This is a genomic window from Cyclobacterium amurskyense (assembly GCF_001050135.1).
GTDB classification, from domain to species: domain Bacteria; phylum Bacteroidota; class Bacteroidia; order Cytophagales; family Cyclobacteriaceae; genus Cyclobacterium; species Cyclobacterium amurskyense.
The window spans coordinates 4,938,112-4,949,279 of the sequence record NZ_CP012040.1 but is presented as its reverse complement, the minus strand read 5'-3'; the positions used below and the strand labels follow the sequence as shown (position 1 = coordinate 4,949,279).

The 11,168-nt window shown below is 39.8% G+C and carries 11 protein-coding genes; 5 read left to right on the top strand and 6 right to left on the bottom strand.

Features of this window, described 5'->3' with window-relative positions:
• Positions 1-25: 25 nt before the first annotated feature.
• The 3 genes from CA2015_RS19855 to CA2015_RS19845 all read left to right on the top strand — a co-directional run bounded on the left by CA2015_RS19855 (position 26) and on the right by CA2015_RS19845 (position 3,160).
• Positions 26-418, top strand: coding sequence for a hypothetical protein (locus CA2015_RS19855; RefSeq protein WP_048640786.1), 393 nt, complete (start codon positions 26-28; stop codon positions 416-418).
• Between the two features lie 2 nt (positions 419-420).
• Positions 421-1,431 (top strand): IS3 family transposase, encoded by a 1,011-nt coding sequence (locus tag CA2015_RS19850; protein WP_048640785.1) that lies wholly within the window; start codon positions 421-423, stop codon positions 1,429-1,431.
• 235 nt (positions 1,432-1,666) lie between these two features.
• Positions 1,667-3,160, top strand: a complete 1,494-nt coding sequence (locus CA2015_RS19845) for a Gfo/Idh/MocA family protein (RefSeq protein WP_048643474.1) — start codon at positions 1,667-1,669, stop codon at positions 3,158-3,160.
• A 383-nt stretch (positions 3,161-3,543) separates the two neighbouring features.
• On the opposite strand, the gene CA2015_RS19840 is transcribed toward CA2015_RS19845, so the two are convergent.
• The 5 genes from CA2015_RS19840 to CA2015_RS19820 all read right to left on the bottom strand — a co-directional run bounded on the left by CA2015_RS19840 (position 3,544) and on the right by CA2015_RS19820 (position 7,928).
• Complete coding sequence (locus CA2015_RS19840) at positions 3,544-4,416, bottom strand: SMP-30/gluconolactonase/LRE family protein (protein WP_048643473.1); 873 nt, start codon at positions 4,414-4,416, stop codon at positions 3,544-3,546.
• A 63-nt stretch (positions 4,417-4,479) separates the two neighbouring features.
• Entirely contained in the window at positions 4,480-5,367 is an 888-nt protein-coding gene (locus CA2015_RS19835) for a sugar phosphate isomerase/epimerase family protein (protein WP_048644647.1), read from the bottom strand.
• 22 nt (positions 5,368-5,389) lie between these two features.
• Positions 5,390-6,181 carry an SDR family NAD(P)-dependent oxidoreductase gene (locus tag CA2015_RS19830; RefSeq protein WP_048643472.1) on the bottom strand — a complete coding sequence of 264 codons (792 nt, stop codon included), beginning with the start codon at positions 6,179-6,181 and terminating at the stop codon, positions 5,390-5,392.
• A gap of 2 nt (positions 6,182-6,183) precedes the next feature.
• A complete protein-coding gene (locus CA2015_RS19825) occupies positions 6,184-7,209 on the bottom strand; it encodes a zinc-binding dehydrogenase (protein WP_048643471.1) in 1,026 nt (341 codons plus the stop codon).
• Between the two features lie 17 nt (positions 7,210-7,226).
• Entirely contained in the window at positions 7,227-7,928 is a 702-nt protein-coding gene (locus tag CA2015_RS19820) for an orotidine 5'-phosphate decarboxylase / HUMPS family protein (RefSeq protein ID WP_048643470.1), read from the bottom strand.
• A 445-nt stretch (positions 7,929-8,373) separates the two neighbouring features.
• On the opposite strand from CA2015_RS19820, the gene CA2015_RS19815 reads away from it, so the two are divergent.
• Positions 8,374-8,730 carry a hypothetical protein gene (locus CA2015_RS19815; protein WP_048643469.1) on the top strand — a complete coding sequence of 119 codons (357 nt, stop codon included), beginning with the start codon at positions 8,374-8,376 and terminating at the stop codon, positions 8,728-8,730.
• A gap of 9 nt (positions 8,731-8,739) precedes the next feature.
• Positions 8,740-9,882 carry a geranylgeranyl reductase family protein gene (locus CA2015_RS19810; protein WP_048643468.1) on the top strand — a complete coding sequence of 381 codons (1,143 nt, stop codon included), beginning with the start codon at positions 8,740-8,742 and terminating at the stop codon, positions 9,880-9,882.
• A 261-nt stretch (positions 9,883-10,143) separates the two neighbouring features.
• Here the strand turns inward: CA2015_RS19810 and CA2015_RS19805 are convergent, their stop codons facing one another.
• The gene (locus tag CA2015_RS19805; protein ID WP_084011916.1) at positions 10,144-11,166 is read right to left on the bottom strand and encodes an SMP-30/gluconolactonase/LRE family protein; all 1,023 of its coding nucleotides are present in this window, start codon (positions 11,164-11,166) and stop codon (positions 10,144-10,146) included.
• Positions 11,167-11,168 lie beyond the last annotated feature (2 nt).

Sequence of the window (11,168 nt, the reverse complement as noted above, 5' to 3'; positions counted from 1 at the left end):
AATTGTAAACCTATAATCGGACAAAATGAGTGAATTACAAAAGTTCTCCGAAGATGCAAGGAGAAAAATCGTTATGGAAGTACTTTCAGGTACTTTAAGCAAAGAACAGGCAAGGCATATTTATGGAATTAAAAGCAAATCCGCTATCTTGGAATGGATGAGGATTTTTGCTGGTCTTGAAAGAAGGCTTCCTAAAGATCCTCTTCCGATTTTAAAAAACATGGCAATAAAAGAGGATTCCAATAGTGAGTTAAAAGCCCGTATAAGGCAACTTGAAGAAGAGCTGAAGCTTAGCCGTTTGAAGGGCAGGGCATACCAGATCATGGTAGATATTGCCAAAGAAGAATATGGGCTAGATCTTGAAAAAAAGTCTGGTGCCAAACAGTTCAAAGACTCAGAGAAGAAGAACCAAAAGTAAGTTTGGCCCAACTTTGTGAATTGTTTGGCAAGAGCAGGCAGGGCTACTATAAAGCTTTAAATTATATTTACCGCGGGGCATTTGAGGAAGAGGTGGTCTTGAGTCTTGTTTTAAAGATCAGAAAGAAGGCCAAAACATCCAGATGGGGGTTGAGAAAGATAAACCCTCTGATTCAGAAAGACCTAATAGGAATGAAAATCAAGATAGGCAGGGATAAACTGTTTGATTTGCTTCGAGTGAACGGGTTATTAGTAACCAAAAGAAAAAGGAAGTTTTTCACTACCCAAAGCCATCATTGGCTTAGGAAGTACCATAACCTGGTAGAAAACATGGTTGTCTACAGGCCCAACCAGTTATGGGTTTCCGATATTACCTACCTTTTACTAAATGGGCAAGTCATGTATCTGTATCTTATTACGGATGCTTATTCCCAGAAAATAGTGGGCTGGAATCTTTCTCTGGATCTGAAGGCTGAATCAGCACTTGAAGCCCTGAAGGTGGCTTTCCAGTCTCAAGAAAACATTAACCATTATTCCCTTGTCCATCATTCGGACCGTGGGGTACAGTACTGCAGTTATGATTACACCGACCTATTGAAAAAGAAGAAAGTTTGGATCAGTATGACGAAGCCCGCTTCACCACATGAAAATGCCATAGCGGAAAGAGTAAATGGAATCCTAAAGGAAGAGTGGCTGGAGGATATTGCAGGAGAAACAAATATCAACCCGAAAAAATACATCATTAAAATTATCAAAATCTATAATGATATGAGACCACACGAGAGTTTAGGAAATCTAACACCTAACCAAGTACATGACGAAGGTTTTACAAGGCATGATACCGAACGCGTTATTGGAAAGAAATATAATTGGAAAAAGAAGACCGAACCTGTCAAGGCCCGGTCTGAAAATAGCAACGCTATCGGACCAAACGACTATTCCTTGGCAAGTTGCTCCTCAGCAGAGCTTGCCTCCGCTTTATCGTGGTACTGTAAGTTAAATGAAACTTCTTAGAAATTAAAACACTTACTATATTTGAAAAACAAAAGTGTCAACCATTTTCAGGACGAGACAATCAGTCTGTTTGAATATTTTAGCATAGCACCGCTATGGTGAAATTGAAAACAGCAACGATTGGGTATTTTGAAGCGATTTCAGCACGTAATAGATTGCATATTTCGGGTTTAAGCAACCTTGATGAATTCTGGTTAAACATAATTAACAATAGCCCCCAAACCTCAATACCACCATGAAAGACAATAGCAGAAGAAAATTTGTCAAACAAGCTACAGCAAGTGCTGCAAGTTTCTATATAGTCCCCTCTCATGTCATTAGCGGCCTAGGACACAAGGCTCCAAGCGACAAATTGAATATAGCTGGAGTGGGGATAGGAGGCAAAGGAAGACCCAACTTGAATGCCATGAAATCTGAAAACATTGTGGCACTTTGTGATACGGACTGGTCTTATTCCAAGCCATGTTTTGCTGATTTCCCCAAAGCAAAAAAATACTATGATTGGAGGAATATGTTTGATGAAATGGGCAAAGATATTGATGCGGTAATGGTGGCTACCCCAGACCATACCCATGCCATTGTAGCGGCCACAGCATTGATCATGGACAAACATGTTTATTGTCAAAAACCATTAACACACTCCATTTACGAATCTCGACTGCTTACCCGATTGGCAGAAATCCATCCAGTTGCCACTCAAATGGGAAACCAGGGAAATTCGGGAATAGATGCCAAGGAGCTTATAGAATGGATTCAGAATGGGGAAATAGGTGAAGTAAAAGAAGTGCATACCTGGACCAACCGCCCAATTTGGCCTCAAGGTCTGGAAAGACCTTCGGAATCAATGACTCCTCCGAAAACAATGGACTGGGATTTGTTTTTAGGCCCTGCAGCTTACCGCCCTTACCATGAAATTTATACCCCTTGGAATTGGCGAGGTTGGTGGGAATTTGGCACCGGAGCTTTTGGTGACATGGCTTGCCATGTTTTGGACCCTGTTTATGCTTCATTGAACCTTGGCTACCCAGACCAAATCGAAGGCAACTCCTCTCCTATTAACACTGAAAGTGCACCACAATCTGAGCAAGTAAAGTTCCATTTTCCAGAAAGGCCATCGATTAGTGGTTTTAATTTACCAGAAGTAGATGTTTATTGGTATGATGGAGGCTTGCTACCATTTAGACCAGACCTATTGCCTGATGGAATTGACCTTATGGAAGACAGACTTGGTGGATGTATTTTTGTAGGGACTAAAGACACCTTGTTCTGTGGTTCAGGAGGAGTTGGTAAGAGATTGCTTTCAGGAAGAGAGCCAAAAGTTAGCTCCAGATTAAGAAGAATACCCAATGCCAAAGGGTATAAAGATGGCCCTCATGAACAAGACTGGATCAGGGCTTGTAAAGAGTCACCTGAATCTAGGGTTCAAAGCACATCCAATTTTGCCTATGCAGGCCCATTTAATGAGATGGTTCTTCTAGGGGTTCTAGCTATTCGTTTACAAAGCCTTAATAAAACCCTTCAATGGGATGGTCCATCCATGCAGTTTACCAATATTACAGCTGGTGATGAGTTAAAAGTAATCGAAAGCAATCATTTTTCAATGAGAAATGGCAGGCCTGTTTTTGAAAGTAAATACTTGGAAACCAAAGCTTTGTCCGCAGCCAAAGAATACATCCGGCACGAGTACAGAAAAGGATGGAAATTGCCTGTAGAGTTGGATCAGCTATAGATCTATTAATAATATAAGGCCTTTATTATCCACCATTGCCTATTTATGATTTAATTAAACCCGGATTATGTAATAGGATTTCTCCGTCCTGACAATAGTCAGGGGTGATAGCCTGTCCCGTGTTTACGGGAAGTGTTGCAATCGCAAGAAAATCAGGCTGTTTGGTGATTTTAGCATAGCACCGCTATGGTGAAATTGAAAACAGCAACGATTGGGTATTTTGAAGCGATTTCAGCACGTAATAGATTGTCTATTGCATATTTCGGGTTAAATTGGCTTAGGAAAAAAAAATGTTCAAGGGGGAAACAGCCCTTGAACATCTTTATTAGTAACTAATTATAACTCCAAAAAAGAAAATTTCTTAAGTAAATTTTAGTTTGGCTTTAAAAACGCACACCAAAAACTGGAGCTCCTTTAACATCCATATCACAAGTAAAAACCCCTCCGCTCAAAGGATATTTTTTTAGCATTTCAGCGGTCATATTTTCCTGAGCAGTGGTAATTAACAACTGATTTCTTTCTTTACCTCCAAAAGCACATGAAGTAACGTTTGGCGCAGGTACATTAATTTTTTCCAACTGTTCTCCTGTTTCTGGATCCCACTGATAAACCCCGAAACCTCCATAATGGGCAACCCAAAGCTTTCCATTTTGATCCATACACATCCCATCGGGTGTTCCTAGAGATTCAGGAATTTCAACGGCTACATTTTTAAATGAGATATCACCTGTTGCCAAGTTGTAATCGTAGGCTTTGATTTCCCGTGTTGGACTGTCAATAAAGTACATGGTTTTATTGTCCAAGGACCAGCAAATCCCATTGGAAATGGACACGTCCTCCACTTTCTTAGTAACAGAAAGGTCTTTCCCTACCAAGTAAAGTGCTCCTGCATGATCGGTGAACTTTGTACTCATGGTACCTACCCAAAGTCTCCCTTCACTGTCACAGGCACCGTCATTACAACGGTTATCCGGCTTGTCATTTTCAATATCACATAGCCAATCAAATTTCTCAGTATTGGGATCAAATAGGGCAAGTTTCGCATCCAAAGCCAGGACAAGGTTTCCTTTACCATCCGGTACAACCAAGGTCAACCTGTGCGGAAAGGACCATTTCTTCACCCCACTTACTTCAGGTTTCAATTGGTACAAATGTCCTTTTTCAATATCTACCCATAGGTAACATCCCTCATCTTCCAGCCAAGTAGGACTTTCGGCCAAAACACATTCTGCGTTTAATAATAAACTTGCTTCCAAATCAATAAAGGTTTAAAAACCGTACAAATGATCCATTTGTACGGTTTTTGAAAATTAAATTATTTATTTAGGCCAATAAACGGCAATCTTTTTCTGAAGAAATGCTACACTTCTCTCCAATTGATCCATTCCATCTACCCCATCTTCTATACTAATCCAACTGTCAAAGCCAACTCTTTTCAATTCTGTAAAGATGGCATCATAGTCATTTAATCCTTTTCCTATTTCGCCATGGCTTAATCTTTTGGCATACCCAACAGCTCCACCTTCTTCTTTTCTCAAATCTTCTATGGTTCCTGATTTCAGGTACCTGTCACTTGCATGCATGGTCACCACTCTGCTAGATACACGCTTCAGCAATTCGATAGGGTCTTCTCCTGCAAGGAAAGTATTGCTAGGATCATAGTTAACGCCAAAGTTAGGGTGGTCGATGCTATCTACCAATTTACAGAAAACGTCCATTTGCTGTGCAAATTCAGGATATTCCCAAAAATCATCTTTATAATGATTTTCAAGTATCAAGGTAATACCTCTTTCCTCAGCGTAAGGGATGCAAGCCATTATTGAATCGGCGGCAAGTTTCACACCTTCGTCCAAAGTCAATTCAGGTCTTTTTTGACCAGACAATACCCTACAGTAAGATCCACCAAGAATATGTGTCATGTCGATCCAATGTTTCTGCTTGGCAATTTCATTATCACGAAAAGCTTTGTCCGGATGGGTAAAATCTGGAGAACAACACATCATAGGGATGCTTTTACCTGTATCCTCCACCATTTTTCTGTAAGTAGGCCATTTGGATTCGTCTTCCATGTCCAGAAAACCTGCGTACCATTCCAATCCCTCCACCTCTAAAGTCGAGGCCAATTGGATCCACTCTTCCAGTTTCATTGTTCCATCCTTACAGAGGGCTTGCATAAAGGCTTTAGGAAATGCTGCTAATTTAGGCATATTTATAATTTCAATATTTTTATTAATTAATTGTACTCGTGTCTTTGGGTGCATTTCTTCCAATCAAAGGATATTGCTCCAATTCCATAACCTGTCCACTTACGGGACCAGATTCATCTGACAACCAAAAAATGGCTGCAGCTGCAATTTCTTCAGGAGCGATAATCCTACCGGCTGGCGCATACATTTTAGGCAGGTCTTCAAACCACCTGTCTGAAAGACCATGTTCTTTTTTACGCTGCTTTTCTGTTTCGGTTAAAACCCAGCCAGGGTTTATCTGGTTGACACGCACTCCATTGTCTCGAAAGAGGCTATCCCCAAGGTTTCTGGTCATGGTCATTAGTCCTCCTTTGGAAATGCTATAAGCCAATAAATTTGGCTCCCCACTCCAGGCATTGACAGAACCAATATTCAAAACATTCCCTCGGTTTGCTTCAAGTTCACCTAAAGCTGCTTTAATTAACAACAGAGGGGCGATGGTATTGATAGAAAGCACTTTTTCCATAAAAGGGCGATCCACAGACATCAGGTCAGATGAGACCACCCATGCTGCATTATTTACCACGGCATCCAATTTGCCGAAGGTGCTTTTTGCCAATTCGACAAGCCTTTCGGCACAACCTTCTTTTTGCAAATCTTCAATATGAAGTACCGCTTGAGATGCACCTATTGTAGCAACAACTTCTTTACCCCAATCTTCTTCAAGACCATGGATAACCAATTTTGCACCTTCTTTTGCGCACCGGAGGGCAATTGCTTTTCCAATACCAGTAGTACTACCAGTTACGATAATTACTTTGTCCTTTAAGCGCATGATTATACTGGTTTCAATACACTTTTTACCACCTCACCATGGTGCATTTTCTCAAAAGCCTCTAACCAGGAGGTAACAGGCCAAACGCCTCCAATTATTGGTTTAACGTCCAATATTCCAGACCCCATCATACCAATAACCTTCTCCCAAATAGGCCAATTATGGCTAAAGCTTCCCTGTAGACGTACATTTTTCTGTACTATAGGATCCAAAGAGAAATTACAAGGTTGAGGTCCCCAACCAACTTTAGTTATTTGACCATTAGGTCTTACTAAGCTCATGGCAATTTTAAGGGTGGCACTTGCACCAGCAGCATCTATAATTAAATCTGCTCCTAAGCCATCTCTTTCTCTAGCCCATTCTGTGGCATCACCAATGATCGCTTCACAACCATAACCTTTGGCTATTTCCAATCTTCCTCTATCAGCTTCTAGACCAACTACAGCTACTTCTGCTCCGTTAATTTTGGCCATAACAGCACATAACATACCTATAGTACCAGGTCCAATTACCAAAACTCTGTCTCCAGGTTTAATATTAGAATTAACTACTACTGCGCTATAAGCCACACAACAAGGCTCTGTCAAACATGCTTCCTCGAAAGGAACTTGCTCAGGCACCGTGTGAAGACAACGGGCAGGAACCTTCACATATTTAGTCATCGCTCCATTAACTCCATATCCAAAACCTTTTCTTGTTGGATCTAGGTTATAAAGCCCAATACGACTCATTGGGTTCAAAGGATCAATCACGGCAGCCGTCTCACTTACTACTCTGTCACCAACTTTCCAACCATCTACCCTTGGGCCTACTTCGATGATTTTACCTCCAAACTCATGTCCTAAAACGACAGGGTAATTAACTGGCCAACTGTGATCGGAAGTCCATTGATGCAAATCACTACCACATACACCTACATTGGCAACCTCCAATAATACTTCTCCTTCACCTATCTCTGGTTGCTCGATTTCTCTTATTTCTACGGATCCTTTGGATTCCGCATAATTCACTACTGCTGCTGCTTTCATTTCAATTGGATATATAATTATTTTATTTTAATGTCACCATAAGCATGGATCGCATCACAAATTTTCCTTAATGAGGCTTCCAAATCTCCATCTGCTGTTTTAAAAGCATCAGCATCAATGGTTAGCGGAGCACCAAGAACTACTAGAGGGGCGCCATATTTTGGAGTAGATATGGCTTGTTCAAGACTTAAACCACCTACAGCCTGTACGGGTACATCCACTGCTGCTACGATTTCTTTCAATTGGTCAAGCGGGCTAGGCATACGCTTACCTTGGGCAGCAATTCCTCTCCTTTCGTCATAGCCAATATGGTGAACGATGTAATCACATCCCAGGTCTTCAAGAAATTTGGCACCTGCCACCATATCCGGACAACCCAAATTGTCACCCATTACTTTTGCTCCATGGTCTTTTCCAGCTTGAACAACACATTTGATCGTTTCTTCATGTGCTCTAGCCATTACCACTACATGTGTAGCACCGGCTTTCGCCATCATTTCAGCTTCTAGATAACCACCGTCCATTGTTTTCAAATCTGCTACAATTGGAGTATTAGGAAATGCTTCTCTGAGTTTTCTTACTCCATGAAGACCTTCAGCAAGGATTAAAGGTGTGCCTGCTTCAAGCCAATCTACTCCAGCTCTCATGGCTAGTGCAGCTGTTTCAAGCGCTTCGTCTATATTGGTAAGGTCTAAACTAATTTGAACAATTGGTTTCATTTGCTTATGGTTATTTTATTTGAAATATTAATTGATTATTATTAAAATTATTTTGGTTAATCGATTTATAAAATGGGATTAATTTTGCAATATTCTTTACCTTGTTTTGCATTGGCCCATTTAAACAAACATCAATAGATGATAATTCGACCAGTCATTTAGTCAATTTTTTAATTTACAACCCGAATTTTTAATTGAAAATCACCTGACATCTAGCTATTACTAACTAAAACTTAAAACTTATTTACATAATCCAGATTAAAAAACTGTGGCTTATTTAGTTATTTTCTGGGGATTAAGATTTATTTATTCAGTTTAAATTTAATTAATTATTTTTGATCCGTACTGTTATTTTCAATAGAATTACGTCAATTTATCATGAAAGGGCTATTCTATAAATCAAAGGTTTTCCAGTTACATTTGTTACACAAAAATTAATACTTAAATGCAAGAAAAATGGGTTTTTAAAAGTGAAAACATAAAGAAGGCTAAAGATTTCAGATCCGCTCTTTCTTGCGTTTTAGAGGAAAAAAAGAATGAGCTAGAAATATTCCTAAGCCTCTACACCAAACTTGATGGGGCATTGGCCGAAAACATTCAACTGATAGAACCATTAACTTCTGCCAATTTAAAATCTGGGAATGTCTCATTAGGGTTTAATAAAAGTTATTACAATGCCTGCTTAAATATCAATGAAACTGATCTGGAAAATATCAAGCTAAGCTATGATTTTAAGCCTGAGGAAGGCCAACTAATTTTATCCGGACCAGATATTCCAGAAAGAGAACCAGATGATTTATAATAAATACCAATGAAAAAATATGACATTGCTATAATTGGATCAGGACCCTCTGGTGCCATGTCTGCCTATATAGCAGCTGAAATGGGTAAAAGTGTTATAATAATTGAAAAAGAAAAACTTCCCAGGTATAAAACCTGCGGTGGAGGGCTGGTACATAGAGGTAGAACACGTTTACCTTTCCTAATAGATGAGGTTGTAGAAAAAGAATACCGTGAACTAGAAGTGTTTTTTGAAAACTCCTCCTACTTTTTCACTGCTAAAAGAAAAGAACCCATAATTTCAATGGTCATGAGAGATAGTTTTGATCAGTTTTTGGTCAAAAAGGCATTGGAAAAGGGAGCAAATCTATTGGAAAACACAACGGCGCTCGGCTTGGAAAGAACAGCGCAAGGACTATTATTGAGTACCTCTGAAGGTAATATTCAATGCCAATACCTTATAGGTGCCGATGGAGTGCTTAGCAATACGGCTAAAATGGGAGGATGGAAGGAAAGCAGGAAACTGATTCCAGCTTTAGAATATGAAGTTGTTGTTCCTGAGGCAGATTATAATAGGTTATCCAAAAAGGTCCGTTTTGACGTGGATGCTGTGCCAGATGGTTATGCATGGTGCTTTCCAAAGACTGGACATCTTTCCTTAGGGGTTTGTACACTGAAAAAGCAAAAGATTGACCTGAAAAAATACTACTATGCCTATCTTGATAAATTGGGTTTAAAGGAAATAATCTCTTCAGAGGCTCATGGTTTTCAGATTCCTGTGGGACAAAGAAAGGATGGCTTTTCTAAAAACAGGGTATTCCTTACGGGAGATGCGGCAGGGTTTGCGGATCCATTAACAGCAGAGGGCATTTCCAATGCCTTGCTTTCAGGTGAATTGGCCGCTTTGGCAATTTTAGAAAACTTTCAGGACGAGGCTGCTGCATCAAATGCTTACCAAGGGCTACTAGACAAACAAATCTTGTCTGATCTAGGTAGTTCCTCAATCATCGCATTTATTTGTTATGCTCAACCTGCAATTCGCAACATGTTACTCAAAAAATATGGTCAGAAAGGCTGCGAAATATTAACAGATATTTTTATGGGTAAAAAAGCTTTCCCTGATGACCTCAAAAATAAAATTAAAAGCCGTGTTCCCTTGCTGAAATACATTTAACTCGGATTATGTAATAGGCTTTCTCCGCCCTGACAATGGTCAGGGGTGAAGCCTGTCCCGTGTTTACGGGAAGTGTTGCAATCGCAAGAAAATCAGGCTGTTTGGAGATTTTAGCATAGCACCGCTATGGTGAAATTGAAAACACCAACAAAGTGGTTGATTTTGAAGCGATTACAACACGTAATAGATTGTCTATTGCATATTTCGGGTTTAACAGCAGGAAACACGGCTTAAGCTTAATTACTAAATCTTCTTATTACATTATTTCAATGGAATACTAAGTACGTAGCTGTCTGCGGTAAGGAACAAAAGGTCTTCATTTTCATTTAAAGCTACATTAGATACCAATTCATCTAATTTTAACCTACCTAGCAAAAGGCCATTTGAATCAAAAATCCAAAGACCACCTGGCCCTGAGGCAATGACAGTACCGTCCTTTTTTATCTTTAAACCATCTGGTAATCCAGGTTCATTTGCCTGAACAGAACTTGCATCATAAAAAACCTTTCCATTTTTTAGCCCATTCTCCCCATCCAATTCATATATATACCAATAGGGTTTTTCTGGATCAGAATTGGCTATGAGTAAATGCTTTTCATCTTGAGTCAGGGCAATACCATTGGGTCGGGAAATACTATCAAGTAACAATTCCAATTGTCCCTCTTTGGTATACCTGTAAACACCTTGAAAATCGATGGCCTTTTTAGGGTCTTCCATCCTGAATTCCAGTCCATAGGCTGGATCAGTAAGGTAAAGATTCCCCTGGGAATCATAAATGGCATCGTTTGGACTATTGAAGGGTTTACCTTCAAAATCACCTATAACCGTTTCATAGTTTGGCTCAGGAGCATCTATTGGGGCATTCATTCTAGCTAAACGCCTGTCCCCATGTTGGCATAAAACCAAATTTCCGTTTGGATCTAGAAGTAAACCATTGGAACCTACTTCCCCACCTCTGGTATCATTTGAGGTTAAGCCTGCCGGATGTAAGTAAAGTTCCGGTTCGCCCCCCTCCTTCCATGAATGCACATTATTGGCCGGTATTTCTGAAAACAATAACATCTGTTCCTTTTCCAACCATAAAGGACCTTCTGTCCATTCATAACCAGATCCAATTATCCTTGCTTTTATCCCAGGTGCAATTATCTCATTGAGTGCATCATTTTCCCTAATGACCTCTATGGGCAAATAGGCATTATTATCGTCCTCGGTTTTCTTTTCACTACAAGATAAAAGCACAAGGGTTGAAATGAAAAAGAAACTTGAATTAAGAAGTGCTTTCATGA